The sequence below is a fragment of the Acidaminobacterium chupaoyuni genome (assembly GCF_047936785.1).
GTDB classification, from domain to species: Bacteria; Bacillota; Clostridia; order Oscillospirales; family Butyricicoccaceae; genus Acidaminobacterium; species Acidaminobacterium chupaoyuni.
In genome coordinates, this window is the sequence record NZ_CP176394.1 from 1,742,699 (window position 1) to 1,767,033 (window position 24,335).

Genomic DNA, 24,335 nt, shown 5'->3' on the forward strand with positions numbered 1-24,335 from the left:
TTCCTCCCTTTTCTTAATTAGCATATGCTAACTGTTTCCCCTGAAATAAGGGGCTTCCGCCCCGGTTCTTTGTTTATTCCACCTCGATCATTTCCGCATCGGCTTTGCGCAGTGATAGTTCGTAACCTCGAACATTTATTTCAATGGGGTCGCCAAGCGGCGCCACCTTTCTGATTTGAATGCCGACTCCCTTCGTGATGCCCATATCCATGATCCTGCGCTTGACAGCCCCCTGCCCATGCAGCCTGACGACCGTCAGCTGCTCACCGATCTTCGCTTCTTTCAGTGTTTTCATGCTGTTTCCTCCTGTTTTCTTCTGATGTTCCTTCGCTTTGCCGCCCCGGCAGACCGCAGGAACTTTTCATCGCAATCGAGCTAATATCGGGCGCGGCATGATGATTTCATCCGCCTCGCTGCATTTATATGATGATTTTTTGCGCCATTTCTTTGCTGATGGCCACCCTTGCCTCTTTCACATTCACGATCACATTCCCGCCCATTGCGGTGATGACCGTTACATTTCCGCCGCAGACAAAACCCAGATTTTCAAGATGCTTTTTCACTTCCGGGTTTCCGCCCACCTTTTTTATCGTGTTTTCTTCTCCGATCGCTGCAAGTGTCAACGGCATCATAATCGCTCCTTTTTGATTTGAATTGAATTAGCATTGGCTAACTGCATGATCAAAAATTTAGTTAGCATTTGCTAACTGTGCATTATCGTAACATCTGCTCGCTTCTTTGTCAAGCTTTTTTCAGCGGCATCTCTGTTTACCAACCGCGATTCCTTTAAAAATCTTCTGTTTCAGGAAAAATAAAAAGGGGATGAATTTCAAATTCATCCCCTTTTAAAATAATCGACTATTTATTGTATTGATAAAAGCCTTCGCCTGAGGACATGCCCAGTTTGCCTTCATCAATATATTTCTTCAGCATTTTCTCCATGCCCTTGAAATTATAAGGCGCCAGGAAGGAAGGCACTTTGACATACATCATAACGATATTATGCGCTGTTTGCAGCCCGACGGTATCTAAGATTTGGAACGGGCCTTTCGGTGCGCCTGTGCCCAGAGTCCACGCTTTGTCGATGCTCTCGGGATCAGAAACACCGTTTACATAAAGATCCATGCCCGAAAACAGCAGCGGCACCAGCATAGAATTGAGCAGATAGCCCGATTTTTCCTTACGCACAGGCAGCGGGATCATGCGGATTTCTTTTGCGAACTGTGAAACCTCATCAAAATAGCGGCTTTCTGTTTGGGGCTGGGCCATGATCTCAGCCGTGTTGTTTTTCCAAATGGAATTGGCAAAATGCAAAGAAAGGTATTTTTCCGCCCTGCCGGTATACTTGGCAAATTTTGAAGGCAGCAAAGTAGAAGAATTAGTGACCAGAACGGTTTTCTCCGGCATCAGAGGCGCGAGTTTTTTATAAAACTCGATTTTTTCTTCTTTATTTTCTGCCATTGATTCAATGATCAGATCTGCGTCTGCAACGGCTTTTCCCAAATCCAGCTCCAGCTTCAGGCCGGAATAGGCTTTTCCCACGGCTTCCAAACATTTTTCGGGGTCAAATTCTTCATATTCGGCAATTCCTCGCGCCCAGTTGGCGGGGGTCTTCCCTTCCGGCGTGTCCATTAAATGGATCGTATCAATATAGACCTGTTTCAAATGATCGAGCTTTGGCTGCGCGCGCGTGATACTTCCTTCGCTGCGAAGCCAAATGGTCACATTAAACCCGCAATAAGCGGTTTGAAACGCGATCTGGCTGCCCAAAACGCCGCCGCCGGCAACAACAATATTTTTCATAGGAAGCTCCTTTCATCTTTCGACCAAACTTCTTGATTCTGTTTGGTTCATAAATCATTCCCGCCGAATCAATGCGGGTTGTTCATCGCCTTTGCCAAAAGAGTGATTCTTGCCCTTTCAGCTTCATTCTATCGGCAGCAACCAAAAGTTTTTTCGGCGCGATCCCTCAAGTGATTGCCGGCTTGATATGCCCCGGCAAGCATCTTTTTTTGCCGCGGCATTCTCGCGCAAGTTCGTTAATTTTTTGTCTATTATAATCTTTTCCAGAAACAATTTCAACTGGTTCTGCAAATTCTCCGTCGATTTTTCGAAAAATATTTTTACCGCGGCAGCTGCCCCGCCGCTTCGGCATGACAGCCGCCCGCAGCAAATGATTTCGCTTTGCGGCAACGATGTTTCTATTGCTCTGCCGATAACATCTTCGCGATCACAAGAAACAGCCTTTCGGGTTCGATGGGCTTTGCGAGATGGGCATTCATGCCCGCCTCCATCGCTTTACGGATATCGTCTTCAAAAGCGTTGGCTGTCAGCGCGACGATGGGAACTTTTTCTGCATCGGGGCGCAAAAGCCCGCGGATGGCTTCTGCCGCCTGATATCCGTTCATCAAGGGCATCTGAATATCCATCAGGATGATATCATAGCTGCCCACCGCCGAAGAAGCAAATTTTTCCACACCGATTTTTCCGTTTTCGGCAGCATCTACCTGCATCCCCTGTGATGAAAGCAGGGTTGACGCGATCTCGCGATTCAGGTGATTATCTTCACAAAGAAGCACTCTTTTCCCTTTCAAAATATCTTCTCCGTGAGGTTTAGGGGCCGCTTCTGCTTTCGGCGGCAGTTCTGCATCTTCAAAATGCAGCCGTAAAACGAACTCGGTTCCTTGGCCCAGCCGGCTGCTCACGGTGATGCTGCCGCCCATCAAATCTATCAGCTGTTTCACGATAGAAAGCCCCAGACCTGTTCCGATCGCTTCATAACCTTGCTGTTTTTCTTGAGAAAACGGTTCAAAAAGGTGCGGCAGATATTCCGGCGACATCCCGATGCCATTATCGCGAATCACGATTTCCGTCGCCGCTTCGCCCTGCCGCAGCTGCTTCACATCGTTTATGTCCACCCAGATATGGCCCCCCTGCGGGGTATACTTCACCGCGTTATTTAGAATATTTAAAAAAATCTTTTGCAGCACAAGCTGATCGGCCATGATCAGGCGGGGATGATAATGCGCTTTGTTCAGCGACACGGTGATCTCTTTTTCCGCGGCGCTCGTGCCGATCAGCGCCGAGATGGTCTCGATCAGCTCTTCACTGGAAATCGGCTCGCGGCGCAATTCCAGTTTTCCGCTGTTGGCTTTTGAAATTGTTAAGGTATCGTTGATCAAATCTAACAGCACTTCGCCCGATGATTGAATTTTATTCAGATATTCCAAACGCTGCCGTTCTGAAATACCCTCTGCTTTGGCAAGACGCGTGAAACCCAAAACGGCGTTCAGGGGCGTTCGCATATCGTGGCTGATATTTGAAAAAAAGCTGTTTTTCTCTTCGGCCGCTTTTTCCACCGCCGAAAGATGCATCTCTTTTTCAGAAATCAATAGTTTTTGCGCCGCAACAGCGTCTTTTTCTCTTTGTCGGCGTTTCAAAACCGCTATAAACACCACCAGAATGACCACAAAATAAAGCATCAGGGCGGCAAAAGCAACCAGCCAATATTGCGGAATCCGGTTAAGCGTTGTTTGAACCGAAGAAGTGTCGGCTTGTGAATGTTTGATGATCAGTTCGCTGAGCGTGGTGGTATTGGAATAACGAATGCAGCGATTGAGCACAGAATATAACCGACGGTCTGCCGAAAAAGAAATCCCCGCCGCTGCCTGATAGGCCATACCGTTCAGCGTTGTCACATTATAGCGGTCGGCCCTGTTGTTGTTCATATAATAATTTGCAGAATATGTGTTTAAAATTGCGCTGTTCACATTCCCTTTGGTTAAAGCCTGCATGGCTTCCCGCGCATTATCAAACGATTTGAGCGTCAGTTGTTCTGCGGCATCTTCACTGTGATAAACTTCCAGCAAATTTGAAGGGATCGCCGCCCGGCCTGTTTCTTTCGTTCCCCGCCGCGCCACTTGAGTAATGGCCGTTTGCAGATAAGGGTTGGTTAAAAGAATATGATCTGTGGATGCTTCGATCGCGTCATATACGATATTCCCTGCGATATGGGCCTTTCCGTTCTTCACCGCTTCAACCGTTTCCCGGTTATTTGCGCAGCCCAAAAAAGTGAATTTCAGCCCCGAAAGCTTGGCGATATGCTCAAAATAATCCACCACCGCCCCATGGATCGAACCATCTTTTTCCTGATAAGAAAAGGGCGGATTATTTTGATCGAGAGCCACTGTCAGGGGCCCCGCCGAACGGATATACCGCTTTTCATCGATCGTGAAAACAGGCGTCTGCTTTTGATTGGCAAGATAATATCTGCTATATAATCCATTGAAAAAATCCGGGGTCTGAATGGTGATTTCGCCCAAAGCTTCATTCAGCTGTTTCATCAGCCGCGTATGATCCTTCGGCATGCCAAAATACATTTTCATGGGCGAAAACTCATCCACAATGCGATAAACGCTGCTAGCGCCCAGATAAGAAATGGCAACCGCGTCCAGCTCCTGATGATCCAAGGCCGAAAGCAGGCTTTCAATAGAAGCCATCGGAATGATATCCGTATGAAGATCGTGCTCTTTGGCCCAGCTGCGATATTGCTCCCCATCCACTGAATCCGAAAGAATGCCCACCTTTTTTCCTTCCAGCGCCGAAAGATCGCCATAAGCGATTTTCGTGTTTTCCGGGGCTACAACGATGGTGACATAAATATTGCCCATGTCATAGGCCGAAAGCAATAAATGCTCGGCCCGTTCCTGTGTATAAAAAAGCGAGGGCAGAATATCGATCTCCCCTTTTTCGAGAGCGGCATAGGCTTCTTCAAAACTGTCGAAATCAATATATTGATATTCCCAATTGGTGTATTTTGAAATCTCATAAAAATATTCGGCATCATAGCCGCAATAATTCCCGTGCTCATCGCGGTAAAAATAATCGCTGTCATAATAGTAACCGATTTTTACCGTTTCGGGCGGTGTTTCCAAAGCGGCGGCCGGAACGCAAAGATCGTTCAGCAGAAGTAAAATACAAATAAAAAGCACGCCGATTTTACTTTTATTGTTTTTCATATGGTTTCTCCCTCTCATTCGTTGGAAGAATGGTTTTTACATTTTTCAAATGTCTTTGTTTTGCCGCTTTCTTTGCATTGCCTGAACGGCGGTTTTCGCGCACATTTCTATAACAAGAATGCCTGTTAAGTTCTGAAAATCCCAAAAACAGCCCTGCGTAAGCAGAGCTTCTCTATTTCTTTTTCATCAAAGAAATCTACTGCATTTATTTTCATTTTCTTGCTTTTCAATAGATCACTGATGGAATTTTTATGTTATGATCAGTATATACTTTTCAGCAAATGAATGCAACGGAGCTGAAAAATAATTCCTTTTTTGAAACATTTCACACGAATAAATATTTTTTGAAATTTTCTGTAACGAAATAGCCGCAAGGAAGTCTTATAGGGGAAAGCGAGGTGAGAAAGTGACTGATTTTGAAGCGCTCTATGCTCAATATTTTACAGATGTCTATCGATATGCCCTTTCGCTCTGCCGCAGCGAAAGCGAAGCCGAAGAGCTGACGCAGGAAACCTTTTTCAAGGCGCTGAAAACCATTGACCGCTTCAAAGGGGAATGCCGCGTTTATGTTTGGCTTTGCCAGATCGCGAAAAACACTTATTTTTCCTGGACAAAGCACAAAAAACGCCTTCTTTCAGAAACCGATATGCCGGAACAAATTGCCCCCCAAGAACCCGAACGGAATTATTTGGAAAATGAAACCGATTTCGAGTTGCAAAGCGCAATACACCTGCTTGCCGAGCCTTATAAAGAAGTGCTGATGCTGCGCATTTTCGGCGAACTTTCCTTTGCGCGTATCGGCCAATTGTTTGGGAAAACCGAAAACTGGGCGCGTGTTACCTATCACCGCGGCCGAATCAAAGTTAAGGAGATGTTATAATGGATCTTTCCTGTGAAATTATCCGTGATCTGCTTCCGCTCTATCATGATGGCGTTTGCAGTGAAGAAAGCCGCCAACTGGTGGAAGACCACTTAAAAAACTGCCCGGCCTGCCGCGCCGAATTAGAAAAATACAGCGTTGATTTCAAAGAAAAAAACATCGAAGAAGCAGAATTGATTGCCAAGACTGCCAAGGTTTGGAGAAAAAGCAAAGTCGCAGCGTTTTTCAAAGGTGCTTTGATTATTTCGGGTCTGGCCTCTGCGGCCTGTATCATTGCCTATACAGCGATCGGCAGTTATGTGGCCGCCGATGGCACCTTGGTGGAACCCTTCGGCTTTATCCCTTTGGCATGGCTCTTCGCCTTTCTGGCCTTTCTTTTTGGCATGGGTTTGCTTTTCACCCGCGCTTATCTTTCTTTCAGCCGGCGAAAATCCAAACTTTCAAAATAACTGAAAACAGCCCTGATCTTCCCATTGAAAGGCGCCCCTCAAAGTCAGTTTCCGTGACGATGTTGGCTTGAGGGCGCCTTTCTCTCGAAAGATCGGGGCTGTTACTTTTTTATTTCAATAAAGCCTTTCACAAAAGGCTGCTTCGGCAGATTGTTCTCTTTCATCCAAAAGACAAAACGATCCACGCGTTTTGATCTTTTTCAAAAATCAGGCTCATTTTTAATATGTTACCACATCATTGCCCAAAAAGAAGGCACCAAAAACAGCAGCGCGGTGATGCAGTTTGAAAAGAACGCGGCCTTTTTTTGCTCTTCATCCGAGAGATGGTCGAAAGAGACCGCCGGTTCCTCCACAAAATCCACCATATCATGCATTCTCCACATGGCTTTTTCGCTTTTCGTCTTATTCTCTTTGAAGATTTCCAAGCCATGGATCTTGACGCCATCCATTTTCAAATAAGAGATCCACGCAAAAACAACAAAGAACATCCCCAAAATAAAAAAGGCGAATTCCACGACCGAATAATAGTGGTTCGTGTTGATGAAGCGGTTCCAAAGCAAAATCAAAGTCAGACCTATGAAAAATTTTGAAACGCATTTATAAAGGATCGGCTTTACAAGGTTCTTATCAAACCGTTTGGCAAAGTTCATCATGGCTGGGTCGCTCCTTATCCGATGGCGCAGGGTTTTCCCCGCGGCCTGCTTCTCTCTGGTTTATATAAAATTATACTGTCATTTTCAAATTAGTGCAATAAAAGGCCGGAAATTCCGGCCTTTTATTGTTTGATTGGTTATACCATTGCAATTTCTTTGCGGTATTGCTCTAATTCTTTTTGATTTCCGTAAATATAATGTCCGGGGGTGATCTCTACCCATACGGGTTGATCCACGGAATAATCGTGCACGGAAGGATCGTAAACAATCAGCTTTTTCTTCTTTTCCACTTCGGGGTCGGGCTGGGGCACAGCCGAAAGCAGCGCCTTTGTATAAGGATGCAGCGGATGATGGAACAATTCCTCTGCTTCCGCCAATTCCACGATTCTGCCTTTGCGAATAACCGCAATGCGATCGGAAATAAAGCGAACCACCGACAGGTCATGCGCGATGAACAAATAGGTTAAACCTCTCGATTTTTTCAAGTTGTTCAACAAATTCAAAACCTGCGCACGAATCGAAACATCCAGCGCCGAAATCGGCTCGTCTGCCACGATGAATTCGGGTTCCATGATCAGCGCGCGGGCAATGCCGATGCGCTGACGCTGGCCGCCGGAAAATTCATGCGGAAAACGGGAAGCAAATTCGGGCAGCAAACCAACTTCACGCAAAACCGTCTGCACTTTCTGCTCGCGCTCGGCGTCATCTTTATAAAGGTGATGGTTGATCAGGCCTTCTGAAACGATATAATCAACTTTCGCGCGTTCATTCAGCGATGCCATGGGATCCTGAAAGATCATCTGGCAGGTGCGGATGACTTCTTTATCCAATGCTTTCGGAATTTTACCGTTAATTTTCTGGCCTTTCAGCAAAATCTCGCCCGCCGAAGTGGGGTTGATTCTGAGAATGGCTCTGCCAATGGTGGTTTTGCCCGAACCGGATTCGCCCACCAAAGAAAAGGTTTCCCCTTTATAGATATCAAAATTAACATGGTCGACCGCAACAAATTTCTTTCTGCCCGATCCGAAGGATATCTGAACATCTTTTACTTCTATCAGCTTTTCTCTTTCTTCCATGCTGTTATTACCCCCTTGCTCTCATTTTTTCACGCAGACGACGCACGGCTTCCGGCTGCTCGATTTTCGGAGCACGCGGGTCCAAATACCATGTTTTCGCCTTGTGAGTTTCGGAAACTGCAAAGAACGGGGGTTCTTTCTGGAAATCGATGGCCAGCGCCTGCTTGTTTCTGGGGGCAAAGGCATCGCCTTTGATCACATTGAACAGGTTCGGCGGCGTTCCTTCAATCGAGGGAAGCTCTTGGCCTTTAATGCCCAGCTGGGGCAAGGAAGACAGCAGCGCCCATGTATAGGGGTGCCATGCATCATAGAAGATTTCATTTACCAAGCCATATTCCACGATTTGGCCCGCATACATAACCGCCACGCGATCGGCTACATTCGCCACAACGCCAAGGTCATGGGTGATATAGATAACCGTCATGTGCAGCTCTGCCTGCAGGTTGCGGATCAGGTCAAGGATCTGCGCCTGGATGGTCACATCCAGCGCCGTGGTGGGTTCATCGCAAATCAAGATCTGCGGACGGCAGGCAACCGCGATGGCGATTACCACGCGCTGACGCATACCACCCGAAAATTCATGGGGATATTGCTCATAGCGGCGTTCCGCATCGGGGATGCCAACCTTTTTCAGCATCTCAATGGCTTCTTTTTTTGCTTCAGCACCCTTTAAGCCCTGGTGCAGTTCAATACTTTCTTCGATCTGTTTTCCGATCTTTTTCAAGGGGTTGAGTGAGGTCATCGGGTCCTGCATGACCATGGCAATTTTTTTACCGCGGATCTTCATCCACTTTTTCTCAGTGTTATACTTCGAAATATCCTCGCCATCATACATGATAGAGCCGCCGATGATCTTGCCGTTGGCATCTAACATCCCAATAAAAGATTTTGTGAAAACCGATTTTCCGGAACCTGATTCACCGACGATTGCCAGTGTCTCTCCTTCGTATAAATCCAGCGAACATTTTCTGATTGCCGTCAACTTGCGTCCACGCAAACTGAACTGGATTTCCACATCTTTAGCAGATAATATTGGTTCCTTCGCCATATGTGTATCCCTCCTGTTCTTTATACGTGGTTTCTCGGGTCAGACGCGTCAGAAAATGCGTTGCCGACAAGATAGAATGTAATAGTAATAATAGAAACGATAACTGCGGGGAAAACGAGCAGATACGGGTAATCCAAGAAATAAGCTCTTGCATTACGCAGCAGAATGCCCAGAGAAGGTGTGTTGACATCCAGGCCCAAGCCTAAATAAGACAGCGTGGATTCCAGGCTGATTGTGCCGGGGATTGCCAGCGCAAGGCGCAGGATGATCACACTGACCAAATACGGCAGAATGTTTTTGGCCAAGATGCGCCATACCGGCGTTCCCAGTGTTCTGGAAGCCAGGTTATACTCTCTGTCGCGATACATCAAAACGAGGTTTCTAACATTTCTCGCCATCACAAGCCAGTTGAACGCAATCAGTGAAACACACATGATCGTGAAGCTCTGGCCGATCATCAGCGCGATCAATGTCATATAAATGATCATTGGCACAGTGTGGATGATGTTATAAATCTCGGTGATCAGGCGATCCAGCTTTCTGACATAGCCCCAGAGGCAGCCGATGATAACGCCCAGAATGCATTCGCCCAGAGCAACGATCAGCGCCAGCTTGATGGATGTCTGCGAAGCATACCAAACCTGGCACCAGAAATCGCGCCCAAGGTTATCTGTGCCGAACCAATATTCATTGTTCGGACTGATAAACGCGTTTGCGCTGTCGGGAACCAAAGCCTGATAATCATACTTGCCGATCTTCAGCGCGACAAACGAGAAGATGACAAGTGCAAAAAATACAATGCTTAAAATAACAGCAGCCTTTTTCTTAAAGAAATTCTGGAATACCGACTTCCAATAGGAATAATCTGAATAGCCGGTCATCTCGGCCGCATCAGGAGAATATTCGACAAAATGAAAAAGTTCATCTTCATTCTCGATCTTTTGCTCGGTATCATTCTTATGAACTTCCACTATCTCGTACCTCCCTTACTTGTCAATCTGATTCTCGGGTCAACAAGCATCATCAGAACATCGCCCAGGAAAACGCCCATAATACTCAAAACAGAATAAAGAACGACCAGTGTCTGAACAACGCTCGTGTCATAACGGTTGATCGCGTCTGTCAGAAGCGGCCCCATCCCCGGAACGGAGAAGAAGCGTTCAACCAGCAGCGAACCGCTGATCGTAAGCATCAGTGACCCGGGCAGATATTGCGCAAGGGGCACATATGCGTTACGCAGAATATGTTTGACCATGATTGTTTTTGTGGATAAACCTTTGATTTTCGCCAGCTTGATATATTCCTTATTGATTTCATCAATCATATAGCGGCGCATCCACAAAGCATACCACGCGATCGAGCCTAAGGATAAGCAGACGATCGGCAAAATGCTCGACATTCCCACATTTCGTGTGGAATATAAGGATGGCAGCCCCAGCACTCGTGAACCAAAAACCAAAACGAGTGAATAAGAAACAATAGCTGGAACGGCATTGACAAAAATAGTGTAGGCGATGCCCACATGGTCCCCCAGCCGATCCTTGTGGCGCGTTTGGAAAATTCCCATCAGCACGCCCAGAACCAGCGAGATGCCCACGGAAATCAGGCCCATTTTCATCGAAACCTCGAATTTGCTCCCGATCACATCCACAACAGGTACGCCGTTTTGAATTCTTCGCGATTGACCGAAATCAAAACGAAGCAATTGGCCATAAAAACGAAGTAACTGAACCGGTATAGGATCTAAAAGCCCTGCCGCCTCAAGCTGCTCCTCGCGCTGTTCATCCGATAATTTCATCAATTGATCTTCGGTGAAATAATAATCGGTAGGCAGCATGCGAAGCAGCAAGAAGACGATCGTCACAATTATCAAGACTGTTACAAGTGATTGTAACAGTCTTTTTACAGTATACTTTAACATCAGCGGTTATTTCTTTTCAGCTGCCAGCGCTGCTGCGCTTTTTTCAGCCTGCTCTGTAGTATAGCCGTCTACAGAAGTTTTCCAGTTCTTCATTTTGTCGTTGCAGCAGCCGAACATTGCGTTCATTCTGGAGCTGTTGTCAACTTTGCCCAATGCCAGGCCTCTGTTATAGTTCATGGGGATCACGAGAGCATGATCAAGCATAAAGGCTTCGGCTTTCGCAAAAGCATCATAACGCTTATCCATATCGTCTGTGATGGCATCAGCCTTCTTGACGAGAGAGGTATATTCTTTATAAGCTGCGATCAGGTCTTTGTTTGTTGCGTCTTCTTTCAGTTCGTCAGCATGAGAATAAGCCTTTGTATACCAGGCGTTGTCGTTATCCAGCATTTCCTGGCCCAGATAGTTCATAGGATCGCCGTAGTCAGCGCCCCAGCCGTTGTTCATGATGCTCTGCAATCTGGGATCGCGAACTTCTTTAGACAAGCTGGAAACATATGTTTTGATGTTTAATTTGATAAAGTCATCGCCCAGGCTCTGCTTGAAGCAGTTCTGCAGAACGGTGGCGCTATCCAAAGCAACTTGGTTACCACTCTTGATATAATGATCCAGTTCCACGGGGAAGGTTACGCCAAGCTTTGTCAGCTCTTCCATGGCCTGTTTCTTATATTTCTCAGCCTTTGTTTTGTCAACACGGATCATCTTGGTGTCGTCTTTTGCGGGCAGACCCAGTTTATCTCTTACCAGCTCTACATAGTCTTTACCGTCGGAAGTATAAACCAGACCTTCCATGGTGTAGAAGTTATTCTGCAGCGCTACGGGATTGAGCATGTTGGTTCTCTTATTGTATTCTGTCAGATCCAAGCCGTAATACCAAGCTTTGCGGAAAGCTTCGTTTGCAACGGCTGTGTTCCAGTTCACATCGGGTGTGCCGTCTTCCTTATGCTTATCATAGTTGATATGCATCTGGTAGGAATACTTCGATGCGACATCGGGGATCACATACTTATTGTATTTGTTGTCTTTGTTTTCAATGATGGTTTTGGCGTTGCCTTCTGCCAAAGAAACATAATCCAGTTCGCCGGCTTCATACAGCTGGAAAGCCACATCGGCGGATTCGACCATCTTATAGGTGGCTGTATCGAATCTTGTGCATTTTTTATCCCAATACATGGGGTTCTTTGTGAAGACTTTTTCGTTGCCCTGGATGTAGGAAGTCATGGTGTAGCAGCCATTATACCACATGTTTGTGTTATTCATGGCCTTAACGCCGTCAACACCCAGTTCGTCGATCAGTTTCTGAGAGATCGGATACAGGGCCACATAAGAAGCCAGTGTATCGAAATAGGGCTTTTCAGTAACACAGGTGTAAACGACTGTGTTCTTATCGGGCACTTCGCAGCCGACCATTTCGGCGAACTTGCTGCCCTTTTCGGCTGTCAGCTTGACAGCTTCTTCTTTGCTCAGTGTTTTTGTATATTCATAGTATTCCGACGCGCCCTTGATCATTTCAATAGGCATCGAAGTGTTGCTCGAATCATTCTTGTGGAAGTTGAGGATCCATTCAAGGCCGGTCGCGAAGTCATTGGCGTCGCAATCTGCTTTTTCTTTGCCTTCCATGTCGACCCACTTCACACCGTCGCGAATCTTAAATGTCCATGTTAAGCCATTGTCTTTTGTTTCCCATTTTTCTGCGATGCAGGGTACCAGTTTGCCAAGATTGTCAACTTCGAGCAGACCATCCCACAGGTTTGTGAGGTTCTCGAAATCTTCTGCTCTCTGCGAATAGAGCATGTTGAAGGTTTCCAGCTCTCTGGAAGAAATTTTGTAGCCCACATAGTCTTTGATTGCGTTTTTGCTGTCTGTTCCTTCAGAGCTTCCACCGTTTTTCGATGAGGTGCAGCCACTCAGCACCATCGTGGTTGCCATTGCCAACGCAATCACTCTTGAAAAAGTTTTCTTTTTCATGTTTCTCCTCCTCTTTTGCTTACCTGCCTTTTGGCAGTGTCTTTTTTTGCTGTTTGCCTTTATATGTAATGGCAAGATCAGCATGGCTCACATTGCATGCTAACCTTAAAATGCCATTTCAAACATTTCAAAATATTAGCCATTGCATATTATGTTTTGCCACAAGTAGGATAGCAGAATTCACATTCTTTGTCAACATGCACATTGTTTTATATTTTTTAAAATATTTAATATGCATTTTACACAATATAGAGATGGCAGCATTTGCTATTCTGTTATTTTTTCGTTCTTTTGCTATATTATTATTATAGTTTTTTGATTTTTGCTTTAATTTTTTAAAGTATTTTTGCTGATTTTTTTCTGCATATAAATATGCCGAAAAGTAATTGTGAACAGAACATTTCATTACTATTTTTAATTTATTAATATCCAATAACAGTAAGCTGAATATTGTTGATATTTTTCCGATACATCTGTTTTATCCCGTTGGTTTATGGAATTTTTGTTTTACTTTTAATTAAATTTATTAGCACTATGCTCAAAATATCAGTTTAATTTCAATATTTTTCTGATAATTTTTCTTTTTATTGCCGTTGGAAAAAATTTTTTTAATTTCTTTCGGCTAAGGAATTTTTTCACTTTTCATTTTGTATTTTTCTCTGTATGAATCTGGATAATATCATGAGATCACTTATTAACGCTTTTTGTATTTTTATACTTAAGTGTATAAACTATTTTCAGCGTAAACTATTTTTGTTAGAATATTTTTGTCTTGTTATTTTCCTTTTTCTGCTGTGAATTAACTATTTTTTTGAATCTTTTTCTTCCAGTTCCTTCATTGTTTACCATCTTACCCTTTTGCAGGATTTTGCGTCTGACAATTGCCGTTCTCGGTCAGTTAGCCTCTGCTTTTTCGTTCTTAGGATCTTTCCGTTCTATCATCTCTTTTTGCCCCTCTGCCCTGCCTTGAAAAATCGTGATTCTTATGATACGCTATGTTCAGATTTCCTAAAAATGATATTTTTAAAAGCAGTGGGAAAATCGCAAATCAAACTATAAAGATCAGACGGAGAAAGACATATGAACGATACTTTAAAAATATTAGTTGGCATCGCCATTCCGTTCGCCGGCACGACCCTTGGGGCGGCAATGGTGTTCTTTTTGAAAAAAGAAATGAGCGCGTCGCTTCAAAAAATCCTTTTGGGGTTTGCTTCGGGTGTGATGATCGCGGCCTCGGTATGGTCGCTTCTCATCCCTTCCATCGAAATGACAGAAGCCGCCGGCGGCATCTCATGGCTGCCCGCCGTGGTGGGGTTTCTGATCGGCATCGGCTTTTTGCTTTTGCTTGATACGATCATCCCCCATCTCCACCTTCATTCCGAAACCCCCGAAGGCAAGCCCAGCGGCCTTGGCAAATCGCTGATGCTGGTGCTGGCGGTCACGCTGCATAACATTCCGGAAGGAATGGCCGTGGGCGTTGTGCTGGCCGGCATGCTTTCCGGCGGAAGCGTCATCACCACCGCGGGGGCTTTCGCGCTGGCCATCGGCATCGCCATTCAGAATTTTCCCGAAGGCGCCATTATCTCCATGCCTTTGGTGAGCACCGGCATTTCCAAGCCGAAAGCTTTTACTTATGGCTTTCTTTCCGGTGTTGTGGAACCCATCGGAGCCGCCGTGACCATTCTTCTCACCTCTTTTGTGACCCCTGTTCTGCCTTATATCCTTTCCTTCGCAGCGGGCGCCATGATCTATGTGGTGGTGGAAGAACTGATCCCCGAAGCCCAGGCCGGCGAACATTCCAACCTCGCCACCATCGGCACTGCGCTGGGCTTTGCGCTGATGATGTTTCTGGATGTTGCTTTGGGTTGATCTTCAAAATTTCAAATAAAAAACCTTCAGGGCTGATGCGCCCTGAAGGTTTTTTATTGCCGTTTTTCACCGCTATGCTTTTGATTTTACCGGAATCCAAATCTCCGAATAATAATTTTCATCTTCTGTGCCTTTGGGATATTTCATCGGATCTTCATACAGCTCCACACAATATCCCGCCGCGAATTCATATTCTTTGCAAAGCGGCAGCCATTCGGAAAAGATTTTTTTGTTCACCTGCTGCATCGACGCGGGCATCGGCCCCTTGCAGGGGAATACCGCCCAGGTGAAAGCGGGGATGGTTTTGATCACAAAACCTTGGGGAACCTCTTTTTCGGGCTGATAAGGGTCGGCGATCAGATATTCAAATTCTTTCCCGCCCATGTTTTCATCGATGTTTATGCCATATGTTCCGCAAACGAATTTGCCGTTTCCCGCTTCAAAATGCTGTTTCCAAAACTTCGGGATCTCACTTTTGGCGTTTTCATAACCGAATTTTTTTGAAGCGCCCATCACATCAAACGCTTCTTTTTTGATGATTTTGTATTCCATCAAATAACCACCTTCCAAACTCAATTTGATTTTCAGCGGCGCAAAAGATTTCAACATCACTTCTTCTTTGCGCGCCATGGCCGGTGTAACGCCATGAAAGCGCGTGAAGGCTTTTGTAAAGCTATCCGGTGAATCATAGCCATACTTCAGCGCGATCTCAAGGATCTTTTCCTCCCCGCAAAGAAGATCATGCCCGGCCAAAGCCAAACGGCGGCTGCGAATATATTCGCTCACCGAATAACCGCAAAGCATCGAAAACCCTTTCAGGAAATAAAACGGCGAGATATGAACGCTTGCGGCCACATCTTCCGCTTTCAGGTCTTCCGTCAAATGGCTTTCAATATAGCCAATGGCCTTATCGATCGTTTCCATCCATTCCATCCGCATCACCTCTTACGCTTTTCAGTTTATCACGCCCCGAAAAAGCTTTCCCGATTTTTTCAGCCAAAATTTGTCTGATTTTGAATCATTGTATCATGCCGCGTGGCCGAAAACAACCTTGTGCCGCTTCGCGAACGCTTTTGTTGAAGAATCCCCTTTGAAAAGGTATAATAGAATTATCGTTTCAATGATTATATGACCCGAACGGAAAGGACAGCGTGTTTCCTATGATCGATTATCGCCAAGAAGCGCCCGCCGAGCTGCGCAACTTTTTAACTTATATGGAAACCATCAAAGGGAAATCCCATCAGACCTGTGAAGAATATTATCTGGATCTTCGGATGTTTTTTCGCTATATCCTGCAAAAGCGCGGGTTGGTTTCTTCCCAGACCCCTTTTGATGAGATCAGCATCGATTCGGTGGATCTGCCGCTGATCCAATCTGTCACGCTGACGGATGTTTATGATTTTCTGGGGTTTGCCAGCAAAGACCGGCCCAAGTATCATAAGAGCCCTTCTACCCCCTATGGCAACGGCGCCAAAGCGCGCGCCAGAAAAGTTTCCGCGCTGAGGGTGTTTTTCCGCTATCTCACCGATAAAGCGGGAAAACTGGAACACAACCCTGTTCAGAATTTAGATTACCCCAAAACAAAACAGGCCCTCCCCCGGTTTTTGACCTTGAAAGAGAGCCTTGATTTATTGGAAAATATCGAAAGCGATTATCCCGAGCGTGATTATTGCATGATCACTTTGTTTTTGAATTGCGGGCTGCGAGTTTCAGAGCTGGTGGGGCTGAATGTGGGGGATTATCGCGAGGATACCCTGCGCGTTCTGGGCAAAGGCAACAAAGAGCGGGTCGTTTATCTCAACCAGGCCTGCCGCGATGCCATCGAAGCTTACCTGCCCCATCGCATCAAGCCAAAACCGGAATTCGCCCCCGCCCTGTTCATCAGCCGCCTTGGGCGGCGCATCAGCGCACAAACCGTAAAATGGATCGTTTATCAACAGCTGGAGCACGCCGGCCTTGGCGGCAAAAATTATTCCGTGCATAAGCTGCGCCATACCGCCGCCACCCTGATGTATCAAAACGGCGTGGATGTGAGGACCCTTAAAGAGGTTTTGGGCCATGAAAACCTTGATACCACCATGATCTACACCCATATCACCGATGAAAACTTGAAATTTGCCGCCATGCAAAGCCCTCTGGCCAATGTGGAAAAACCGCTTCTGAACCGCCGAAAGAATGCGCTGGCAGAAGAAGCAACTTTGGAAGCCGCCGAAGCCGAAGCTATGAAAGAAGCCCACGGTTCACCCGATGAGCCCGACAGCGGTCTGCCAGAGGAAGGGAAAAACGAAACAGCCGAAAAACGAGAATAACGCCAGCACCAGAAGCGAAGCAGCCACGCCGAACCCATAAGCCCGGTCTGGAGGGAGCTTTAAAAACACCCCGTTCCCCTTGGGCACCGATGCCAGCATCCCGCACATACGATATGCGGGCAGCGCCAGCAACAGCATGGCAAAGGTCGTGATGAACATCAGGCTGCTTTGCGCCAGCAGTGAAGCGGCCAGCCCCGTTTTTCCATAGCATAAAAGCAGATTGGTGATCGAAACCGCGTCGCAAACGCCTTTCGCCACAAAAAGACAGGGAATCGCCACCACGCCGATGCGAAAAAACGCCACAATGGCAATGGGCAAAAGAAAGCGCAGCCCGCGCCAGAACAAAAAAAGAAAACAGCGGAACCCGCGGCGGACCTGCCAGGGCTCTATGCTTTTGGCGGGGAATTTGATGGCATAATATGCCCCCGCCGCCATGCCCGCCACCAACAGCAGCGTAAAAAACAGCAAAGCGCCCCCCGAATGGTGGGTCTGCATTGCTGTTTTTCTTTGCCATTTTCTAACCATAAACATTCCTCGCTTCCTGATTTTATCATTTCTTGTCGTTTTTTGGATATATTAACCAATTTCGAGTTCTTTTTATTTGTTTTTTCGGTGGAATAGTGATATATTAAGCTTGTATTGGTTCAACACCTATACACTAAACTATTATTAGGAGGTCTCAAATATGAATCCGGTCACTTCCCCCAAAGAATTTTTTGGTTTTGAACTCGGTTCCGATTACAAAATTGCTCGTTGGGATAAAATCGTGGAATATTATAAGCTTCTCGATTCTCAATCCGATCGCATCTCCGTTACCGAAATGGGCCCCTCCACCGAAGGCAATCCGTTTTTAAAAGTAGTGATCACCTCGGAAGATAATTTCAAACACCTGGAAGAGATCCGCCAAAACAACGCCAAGATCGCAGATCCGCGCGGCCTTTCAAAAGAAGAGATCCAAAAGCTCGTTGAAAACGGCAAAGCCGTCAGCGTTCATTCGATGAGCCTGCATGCCACGGAAATCGGCGGCACGCAAATGGCGCCGCAGCTTGCCTATGATCTGATTACAGGCGAAAACGAAGAGATCTGCCGCATCCGTGAAAATGTCGTGTTCGTCATGGTTCCCTGCTTTAATCCCGACGGCCAGATCATGGTGACCGATTGGTATAATAAAAACCTCGGCACGGAATATGAAGGCTGCAATTATCCCTCCCTCTATCATAAATATACCGGCCACGATAACAACCGCGATGCCTTCGCGCATAATATCGTGGAATCTCAATATATGGGCGATATCCTGTTTAAAGAATGGAATCCGCAAAGTTATTTTGACCATCATCACATGGGCAGCTATGGCGCCCGCCTGTTTGTGCCGCCTTATAAGAACCCCGTTCGCCCCTATACCGATCCGCTGGTCTGGAACGAACTTTCGCTTTATGGCGCCAACATGTGCTACCGCATGGAGCAGGAAAACCTCAGCGGCATTTCGATGATGTCGCAATTCCCCGGCTGGGGCCATTATGGCTATCATTGGATCACCAACAGCCATAATATCGCGGGTATGCTCAGCGAATCGGCTTCCGCCCGCCTGGCTTCCCCGCTTTACATCCACCCCACCCAGTTAAAGGGCGATGGCGATCAGGCCACGCCGTTTTATGGCCAACAGGTGCAGCATACCGACCCATGGCCCGGCGGCTGGTGGCATCTGGGCGATATTGTGAAGCGCCAATATTTCGCTGCCTATACGGTGCTTGATACCATGGCAAAAAACAGAAAGCAGATCTTGTTCAATATGACGCAGAAAGCGCTGCGCCAAACGAAACGCGGCGAAGAAAACCCCATTCAGGCTTTCATTCTGCCCGCCGATCAATACGATCAGGGCGTGATGCGCCGCTTCATCAAAATTCTGCTGGATCAAGGCATTGAGCTGCATCAAAAGCAGGAAGAGTTCCTTTGCGGCCATGTGGTCTATCCGAAAAATTCCTACATTATCCCCCTTGCACAGCCTAAGATGGGCGTTGTGATGAATCTGCTGGCGCAAACGCGCTACCCTGACAATGATTGGACAAGAAACAAAAAAGGCGAATTCACGGCGTTTGATACCGCTTCCGATACCGTGGGCGAATATATGGGCATGGAGATCATCCCCGCCAATGAAAAGATCGCCGATCTCGGCCCTGTTGTATGCCGCGTTCCCTGCCCGGCGCCCGCCGCATTCCCCCAGACCAGGGGCTATGTGCTTTCGGCCAAAGCCAACGACAGCTATCATGCCGTCAACCTGCTTTTGCAAAGCGGCCTGCGCGTATGGCGCATCAACGCCTGCCCCTATCATGATTTTTATGTGGAAGGCGATGCGGAAAAGCTCAATGAGATCTTCACAAAAACGAACGCCATTGTTCGCACGGTGGATCAGCCCTATGCGGATATGACGGAGATCCGCCCGATGAAGATCGGCGTTTATCAGCGCTATTACACCGGCAACGCCGATGAAGGCTGGAGCAGACTGCTGCTCGATACGATGGAATATTCTTATAAAACTCTGCGCGATAAAGATATTTTATCGGGCGCTCTGGAGGATGTTGATGCGCTGGTGCTGCCCAGTGATGAGCTGGCAATGCTTTATGGCCCGCAATATTTCAAAAACGACCCGCAATATGACAACCTGATGCTGTGGGTAGGCATTCAGCCCGAAGATAAGCAAAGCGCCCTCGGTGAAGAAGGCACAAAAAAGATCGCCGAATTCGTTCGCCGCGGCGGCCGCCTGATGGCTTTCAACAAAGCCTGCGCCTATGCCATCAAAGCCTGTGATCTCCGCGTGACAAATAAAGCCGCCGGCCTGCCTTTATCTCAGTTCAATACCCACGGTTCCACCCTGAAAATCAAGGTAGACCGCCAGAACCCGCTCTGCTACGGCATGCCGGAAAACGCGCTGGCGCTTCATTGGGATGGCCCCGTTTTTGAAATCAGCGAGCGCTTCCACGCCGCCGATTATGTTTCCTGTGCAGATTACGCGCAGAAGGATGTGCTTCAAAGCGGCCTGCTGGTGGGTGAAGAATTGATCGCCGGCACACCCGCTCTGCTCTCGGTGGCCTGCGGCAAAGGCGATGTGGTGCTCTATGGCTTTGCGCCTCAGCATCGCTGCCAGACCCATGGAACTTTTAAAATGGTGTTCAACGCGCTTTACAAAAACCTGAAATAACAGATCCTGCGCAGCTTTGGCCCGGCTTTTCTTTAAAAAAGCCGGGCTTTTTTATCTTTTTGGCCATGAAATCGGTCTTATTTTCGTTACTTTCGCCTGTTTTCAATGAATTCCCCCCATTTGCCTTGCCCATCCCCCGCACTTCTGTTAAACTAATAAAGTATGACACATTCGTTCCATACAATTTAACAATATTTTTGTGGGGGTTTTTTCATGTTAAAACGCTTTACCGCTTCTCTGCAAAACGAATTTGCAGGGTACCACGGAAGCAGCCTGGCGAAAGATCTGATGGCGGGCCTTACGGTCACCGCAGTTGCTTTGCCGCTGGCTTTGGCTTTCGGTGTCAGCAGCGGAGCGACCGCAGCTTCCGGCCTCATCACCGCGATCATTGCGGGCCTGATCATGAGCATGCTTTCGGGCGGGTTCTATCAAATTTCCGGCCCGACAGGGGCGATGGCGGCAATTCTGATGTCGATCATCGCCAATTACCAGATCGAAGGCGTCTTTCTGGCAACTTTTCTGGCGGGCATCATCCTGCTGTTGGCGGGCATTTTTCGTTTGGGCCGCCTGGTTTCTTTCATTCCCGCGCCTGTGATCACAGGCTTCACTTCGGGCATCGCCGTGATTATCGCTCTTGGACAGGTTGATAATTTCTTCGGTGTCACTTCAAAAGGTTCCAGTGCCGTTGCAAAGCTTCTCAGCTATGGCTCTCTCGGGTTTTCTCCCAGCATTCCCGCCCTTGCCATTGGCCTTGGCGTTTTGCTTCTGATGGTTTTCTTCCCAAAGAAATGGGGTGCTGTTGTGCCGGCTTCGCTGGTTGCGATCATTCTGGCCACCGCCGTTTCTCTGGCGCTTGATTTAGATGTAAAAATGGTGGGCGAGATCCCCAAAACGCTGATTCCCGCCCAAAGACTCACTTTGGCCGCGATGAAGCCTTCCACCGCGCTGCATCTGCTGGCGCCGGCCTTCTCGATCGCCATGCTGGGCATGATCGAAAGCCTGCTCTGCGGCGCGAGCGCCGGCAAAATGACAGGCAAACGCCTGGATGGCGACCAGGAACTCATCGCCCAGGGCGTTGGCAATCTGTTGATCCCCTTCTTCGGCGGCATTCCCGCCACTGCTGCGATCGCGCGCACCAGCGTCGCCATCAAATCCGGCGCACAGACACGCCTGACCGGCGTATTCCATGCCGTGGGGCTGTTGATCTCTATGTTCCTGTTAAGCCCTGTAATGTCGAAGATCCCGCTTTCCGCCCTTGCCGGTGTGCTGATGGTGACCGCATGGCGGATGAACGATTGGGAATCCATCCGTTTTATTTTTTCCCATAAGTTCAAAGGCGCCATTCTGAAATTCTGTGTTACCATGATCGCCACCATTGTTTTTGATCTGACGGTGGCCATCCTTGTGGGCGTGGGCGTTTCGCTGATCCTGCTGATTGCGAAGCTTTCTAAAATGGAGGTCATCTATGACGATGAAAGCTCCATCGGCACAATGATCGCCCATGTGACAGGCCCCATCGTTTTTGCCAACACCGATGCGTTGGATGAGATTTCTTCTCACCTGCATGATGAAAAGCATCTGATCCTTTCCATGACCCGCGTTTCCCTGCTGGATATTTCCGGCGCGCAAATTTTGCTTGAGCTGTTTGCCAATTTGCAAAAGCAGGGTGTTTCCATCAGCTTGTGCGGCATTCCGCCCAAAACAAAGGTAATGATGCAGCGTGCGGATATCCCCGCCCTTCTGGGTGATGATTGTTTCTTCGAAACCATCGATGATGCCGAAAACGCTTATCAGGCCAAGCTTTGCGGCTCTGCTTCATAAGGGCATATAAAACAAGATCCCCGTCGTTTTCAAAACTTGAAAACGGCGGGGATCTTTTATTTTTTGGTTTTGACTTTCACTGCGGTTTCACTTCATCTGGCGCGCCAGAGCATCGGGCGCAGAGGCATACAGCAGCGCATCTTCTTTGGTGATCGCGCCTTCCTGCCACAGTTTTAAAATGCTGGAATCCATGGTCATCATTCCCTGATCGGCGCTTGAGAAAATCAAGCTATCCATCTGATGCAGCTTGGCATCTCTGATCAGGGTTCGAACGGCGTTATTGGCGATCATCACCTCAAAAGCCGCGGCTCTGCCCTTGGTTTCAGAAGGAATCAGATGCTGACAAACCACCGCTTCCAGCACCATGGCCAGCTGCACGCGGATCTGCTGCTGCTGGTTGGCGGAGAAAACATCGATGATGCGGTCGATGGTGTTGGCCGCCCCGATCGTATGCAGAGTGGAAAGCACCAGATGGCCGGTTTCGGCGGCTGTCATCGCCACTTCAATAGTAGCCAGGTCGCGCATTTCACCCACCAGGATCACATCGGGCGATTGGCGCATGGCGGCTTTCAGCGCGCTGACATAATCTTTGGTATCCATGCTGATTTCGCGCTGGCTGACAATGCTTTTGTTATGCCGGTGTAAAAATTCGATGGGGTCTTCCAAGGTCAGCACATGGCAATTGCGCGTTTGATTGATCTTATCGATGATGCAGGCCAGCGTGGTGGATTTTCCGCTGCCCGCGGGGCCTGTGACAAGCACAAGACCTTTCGTCCGTTTATGCAGATCCAGCACGACCTGGGGAATGCCCAGTTCAACAGGGTCGGGCAGCCCGAAAGGAACCACGCGGATAACGGCGGAAAGCGAGCCTCTCTGTTTATAGGCATTCACGCGAAATCTGCCCACTTCGTGCATGGAAAACGAATAATCGTCGTCGCCTGTTTCCAGCAGTTTTTGCAAACCGTCACGCTGCGCGATTTCATAAAGCTGCGTCATCAGCCTTTGCGTTTCTTCAGAAGAAGCTTTGGTTTCTCCCCGTGGAAAAATAACCCCGTTGATCTTAAACGCCACCGGCGAACCCGGGATGATAAAGATATCCGATGCTTTTTCAGCGGCCGCGGCCTTGAGATAATCCTGCATCTCCATAGATTTTATTTTCCCTCCAGTTGCCGCTGCGAACCATCCCACACATCCAGTGGCTTTTCCGAATAATTTTCATCGGTCTTTCTGACCACTTGATATTCTTCGATGGCATAGCGCCCCTGCCCCAGCAGATCCAGGCAGGTATAGAGCTTCACTTTCAGCAGCTGTTCAGAGCCCACGGGAACTTCAAAACTGATGTGAAGCGCCCCTTCCTCTTCTTCCACCTGCATGCCATATTCGTTCACGGCCCTTTGTCTTATCAGGCCCAAAAACGCTTCATCGCCCTGGGCTTTTTGCCCCGCGTCGGCGATCACCGCATCGGTTTCCGCGATTTTTTCCTGAGCTTCGGCGTCGGCCTTATAATATTCCGTGGTGGTGGCTTTCATTTTATCGGCCAACCGCAGATCGGCATAAGCCGAAGAAACCGAAAGCGCCGCAAAAACGGAAAGGCATAAGACCACCACGATCATCATAACGGAAATGCCGCCGGCGTTGATATTGATAGAACGGCCTTTTTGCTTCATCCTATGCCGCCTCCCGTCTATACTGCGCCGCGTTCATATTCAAAATTTCTTTTCGCGCTTCCTTCAAAAAAGGATATGCCTTCAAGCGCTCATACTTCACCGCAATCCGGCACATGCCGTCGTCGCTTTGGGTCACTTTCACCACCGCGCGATATACCGCGTTTTCCGAATCGGCCGCCCAATTTCCGTCATATTCTTTCGAATAGCTGTTTTTGCCATCCTCCGCAAAGCCGCTTTTTGCAAAAACCTCTTCCATCGGTTCATCGCTTTTCAGCTGTTCGATGATGCTTTGCGCCTGAACAATGGCGATATTTAAATCTTTTGAATAAACCGCCGCATAATGCGCCCCCAGAAACAGACGAATGATCACAACGCTGCAAAGGGCAAAAATGCCAACGGTCAAGATGATTTCCACCAAAGGCGCGCCCGCCCTCTGGTTATCTTTTTTCTGCAAAGATCT

21 protein-coding genes are annotated in these 24,335 nt (G+C 47.6%); 6 read left to right on the forward strand and 15 right to left on the reverse strand.

Features of this window, described 5'->3' with window-relative positions; translation table 11 throughout:
• Positions 1-73: 73 nt before the first annotated feature.
• From ACJA3I_RS08330 to ACJA3I_RS08345, 4 genes are all read right to left on the reverse strand, one after another.
• Positions 74-295 carry a FeoA family protein gene (locus ACJA3I_RS08330; protein WP_458862146.1) on the reverse strand — a complete coding sequence of 74 codons (222 nt, stop codon included), beginning with the start codon at positions 293-295 and terminating at the stop codon, positions 74-76.
• A gap of 124 nt (positions 296-419) precedes the next feature.
• Positions 420-632, reverse strand: coding sequence for a FeoA family protein (locus ACJA3I_RS08335; RefSeq protein WP_458862147.1), 213 nt, complete (start codon positions 630-632; stop codon positions 420-422).
• A gap of 226 nt (positions 633-858) precedes the next feature.
• Positions 859-1,803 (reverse strand): 3-hydroxyacyl-CoA dehydrogenase, encoded by a 945-nt coding sequence (locus ACJA3I_RS08340; RefSeq protein WP_458862148.1) that lies wholly within the window; start codon positions 1,801-1,803, stop codon positions 859-861.
• 398 nt (positions 1,804-2,201) lie between these two features.
• Positions 2,202-5,018, reverse strand: coding sequence for an ATP-binding protein (locus tag ACJA3I_RS08345; protein WP_458862149.1), 2,817 nt, complete (start codon positions 5,016-5,018; stop codon positions 2,202-2,204).
• A gap of 406 nt (positions 5,019-5,424) precedes the next feature.
• Between ACJA3I_RS08345 and ACJA3I_RS08350 the strand changes: the two genes are divergently transcribed.
• Together ACJA3I_RS08350 and ACJA3I_RS08355 are read left to right on the forward strand one after the other, a co-directional pair.
• Positions 5,425-5,898 (forward strand): RNA polymerase sigma factor, encoded by a 474-nt coding sequence (locus ACJA3I_RS08350; RefSeq protein ID WP_458862150.1) that lies wholly within the window; start codon positions 5,425-5,427, stop codon positions 5,896-5,898.
• Positions 5,898-6,347, forward strand: coding sequence for a zf-HC2 domain-containing protein (locus ACJA3I_RS08355; protein WP_458862151.1), 450 nt, complete (start codon positions 5,898-5,900; stop codon positions 6,345-6,347). The genes ACJA3I_RS08350 and ACJA3I_RS08355 overlap by 1 nt, the downstream gene beginning before the upstream one ends.
• Before the next feature lie 227 nt (positions 6,348-6,574).
• Here the strand turns inward: ACJA3I_RS08355 and ACJA3I_RS08360 are convergent, their stop codons facing one another.
• From ACJA3I_RS08360 to ACJA3I_RS08385, 6 genes are all read right to left on the reverse strand, one after another.
• On the reverse strand, positions 6,575-7,000 hold the full coding sequence (locus tag ACJA3I_RS08360) for a hypothetical protein (protein WP_458862152.1): 426 nt from the start codon (positions 6,998-7,000) through the stop codon (positions 6,575-6,577).
• Positions 7,001-7,137: 137 nt separating this feature from the next.
• Entirely contained in the window at positions 7,138-8,076 is a 939-nt protein-coding gene (locus tag ACJA3I_RS08365; RefSeq protein ID WP_458862153.1) for an ATP-binding cassette domain-containing protein, read from the reverse strand.
• Positions 8,077-8,083: 7 nt separating this feature from the next.
• A complete protein-coding gene (locus ACJA3I_RS08370; protein WP_458862154.1) occupies positions 8,084-9,124 on the reverse strand; it encodes an ABC transporter ATP-binding protein in 1,041 nt (346 codons plus the stop codon).
• A 20-nt stretch (positions 9,125-9,144) separates the two neighbouring features.
• The gene (locus ACJA3I_RS08375) at positions 9,145-10,095 is read right to left on the reverse strand and encodes an ABC transporter permease (RefSeq protein WP_458862155.1); all 951 of its coding nucleotides are present in this window, start codon (positions 10,093-10,095) and stop codon (positions 9,145-9,147) included.
• Entirely contained in the window at positions 10,095-10,988 is an 894-nt protein-coding gene (locus ACJA3I_RS08380; RefSeq protein ID WP_458862156.1) for an ABC transporter permease, read from the reverse strand. The genes ACJA3I_RS08375 and ACJA3I_RS08380 overlap by 1 nt, the downstream gene beginning before the upstream one ends.
• Before the next feature lie 63 nt (positions 10,989-11,051).
• A complete protein-coding gene (locus tag ACJA3I_RS08385) occupies positions 11,052-13,013 on the reverse strand; it encodes a peptide ABC transporter substrate-binding protein (protein ID WP_458862157.1) in 1,962 nt (653 codons plus the stop codon).
• Between the two features lie 1,080 nt (positions 13,014-14,093).
• Here ACJA3I_RS08385 and ACJA3I_RS08390 point away from each other — a divergent pair.
• Positions 14,094-14,882: a ZIP family metal transporter gene (locus ACJA3I_RS08390; protein WP_458862158.1), complete on the forward strand. Its 789-nt coding sequence runs from the start codon at positions 14,094-14,096 to the stop codon at positions 14,880-14,882.
• A gap of 72 nt (positions 14,883-14,954) precedes the next feature.
• On the opposite strand, the gene ACJA3I_RS08395 is transcribed toward ACJA3I_RS08390, so the two are convergent.
• Positions 14,955-15,815, reverse strand: coding sequence for an AraC family transcriptional regulator (locus ACJA3I_RS08395; protein WP_458862159.1), 861 nt, complete (start codon positions 15,813-15,815; stop codon positions 14,955-14,957).
• A 227-nt stretch (positions 15,816-16,042) separates the two neighbouring features.
• Here ACJA3I_RS08395 and ACJA3I_RS08400 point away from each other — a divergent pair, with 227 nt between their 5' ends.
• The gene (locus ACJA3I_RS08400) at positions 16,043-17,191 is read left to right on the forward strand and encodes a tyrosine recombinase XerC (RefSeq protein WP_458862160.1); all 1,149 of its coding nucleotides are present in this window, start codon (positions 16,043-16,045) and stop codon (positions 17,189-17,191) included.
• Here ACJA3I_RS08400 and ACJA3I_RS08405 read toward each other — a convergent pair.
• The gene (locus ACJA3I_RS08405) at positions 17,123-17,716 is read right to left on the reverse strand and encodes a hypothetical protein (protein WP_458862161.1); all 594 of its coding nucleotides are present in this window, start codon (positions 17,714-17,716) and stop codon (positions 17,123-17,125) included. The genes ACJA3I_RS08400 and ACJA3I_RS08405 overlap by 69 nt on opposite strands.
• 160 nt (positions 17,717-17,876) lie before the next feature.
• Between ACJA3I_RS08405 and ACJA3I_RS08410 the strand changes: the two genes are divergently transcribed.
• Together ACJA3I_RS08410 and ACJA3I_RS08415 are read left to right on the forward strand one after the other, a co-directional pair.
• On the forward strand, positions 17,877-20,387 hold the full coding sequence (locus ACJA3I_RS08410; RefSeq protein WP_458862162.1) for a M14 family metallopeptidase: 2,511 nt from the start codon (positions 17,877-17,879) through the stop codon (positions 20,385-20,387).
• 213 nt (positions 20,388-20,600) lie between these two features.
• Positions 20,601-22,208 (forward strand): SulP family inorganic anion transporter, encoded by a 1,608-nt coding sequence (locus ACJA3I_RS08415; protein WP_458862163.1) that lies wholly within the window; start codon positions 20,601-20,603, stop codon positions 22,206-22,208.
• An 87-nt stretch (positions 22,209-22,295) separates the two neighbouring features.
• Here the strand turns inward: ACJA3I_RS08415 and ACJA3I_RS08420 are convergent, their stop codons facing one another.
• From ACJA3I_RS08420 to ACJA3I_RS08430, 3 genes are read right to left on the reverse strand one after another with little or no spacing between them, the layout of a single operon-like run.
• The gene (locus ACJA3I_RS08420; protein ID WP_458862164.1) at positions 22,296-23,354 is read right to left on the reverse strand and encodes a type IV pilus twitching motility protein PilT; all 1,059 of its coding nucleotides are present in this window, start codon (positions 23,352-23,354) and stop codon (positions 22,296-22,298) included.
• 5 nt (positions 23,355-23,359) lie between these two features.
• Positions 23,360-23,875 carry a hypothetical protein gene (locus ACJA3I_RS08425; RefSeq protein ID WP_458862165.1) on the reverse strand — a complete coding sequence of 172 codons (516 nt, stop codon included), beginning with the start codon at positions 23,873-23,875 and terminating at the stop codon, positions 23,360-23,362.
• A gap of 1 nt (position 23,876) precedes the next feature.
• Positions 23,877-24,329, reverse strand: a complete 453-nt coding sequence (locus ACJA3I_RS08430) for a type IV pilus modification PilV family protein (RefSeq protein ID WP_458862166.1) — start codon at positions 24,327-24,329, stop codon at positions 23,877-23,879.
• Positions 24,330-24,335: the final 6 nt, after the last annotated feature.

Bases quoted from the DNA above. Each gene is read 5' to 3' on its own strand.
- ACJA3I_RS08330 (WP_458862146.1), bottom strand. From the start codon at position 295: ATGAAAACACTGAAAGAAGCGAAGATCGGTGAGCAGCTGACGGTCGTC.
- ACJA3I_RS08335 (WP_458862147.1), bottom strand. From the start codon at position 632: ATGATGCCGTTGACACTTGCAGCGATCGGAGAAGAAAACACGATAAAA.
- ACJA3I_RS08340 (WP_458862148.1), bottom strand. From the start codon at position 1,803: ATGAAAAATATTGTTGTTGCCGGCGGCGGCGTTTTGGGCAGCCAGATC.
- ACJA3I_RS08345 (WP_458862149.1), bottom strand. From the start codon at position 5,018: ATGAAAAACAATAAAAGTAAAATCGGCGTGCTTTTTATTTGTATTTTA.
- ACJA3I_RS08355 (WP_458862151.1), top strand. From the start codon at position 5,898: ATGGATCTTTCCTGTGAAATTATCCGTGATCTGCTTCCGCTCTATCAT.
- ACJA3I_RS08360 (WP_458862152.1), bottom strand. From the start codon at position 7,000: ATGATGAACTTTGCCAAACGGTTTGATAAGAACCTTGTAAAGCCGATC.
- ACJA3I_RS08365 (WP_458862153.1), bottom strand. From the start codon at position 8,076: ATGGAAGAAAGAGAAAAGCTGATAGAAGTAAAAGATGTTCAGATATCC.
- ACJA3I_RS08370 (WP_458862154.1), bottom strand. From the start codon at position 9,124: ATGGCGAAGGAACCAATATTATCTGCTAAAGATGTGGAAATCCAGTTC.
- ACJA3I_RS08385 (WP_458862157.1), bottom strand. From the start codon at position 13,013: ATGAAAAAGAAAACTTTTTCAAGAGTGATTGCGTTGGCAATGGCAACC.
- ACJA3I_RS08390 (WP_458862158.1), top strand. From the start codon at position 14,094: ATGAACGATACTTTAAAAATATTAGTTGGCATCGCCATTCCGTTCGCC.
- ACJA3I_RS08395 (WP_458862159.1), bottom strand. From the start codon at position 15,815: ATGGAATGGATGGAAACGATCGATAAGGCCATTGGCTATATTGAAAGC.
- ACJA3I_RS08400 (WP_458862160.1), top strand. From the start codon at position 16,043: ATGATCGATTATCGCCAAGAAGCGCCCGCCGAGCTGCGCAACTTTTTA.
- ACJA3I_RS08405 (WP_458862161.1), bottom strand. From the start codon at position 17,716: ATGGTTAGAAAATGGCAAAGAAAAACAGCAATGCAGACCCACCATTCG.
- ACJA3I_RS08410 (WP_458862162.1), top strand. From the start codon at position 17,877: ATGAATCCGGTCACTTCCCCCAAAGAATTTTTTGGTTTTGAACTCGGT.
- ACJA3I_RS08415 (WP_458862163.1), top strand. From the start codon at position 20,601: ATGTTAAAACGCTTTACCGCTTCTCTGCAAAACGAATTTGCAGGGTAC.
- ACJA3I_RS08420 (WP_458862164.1), bottom strand. From the start codon at position 23,354: ATGGAGATGCAGGATTATCTCAAGGCCGCGGCCGCTGAAAAAGCATCG.
- ACJA3I_RS08425 (WP_458862165.1), bottom strand. From the start codon at position 23,875: ATGAAGCAAAAAGGCCGTTCTATCAATATCAACGCCGGCGGCATTTCC.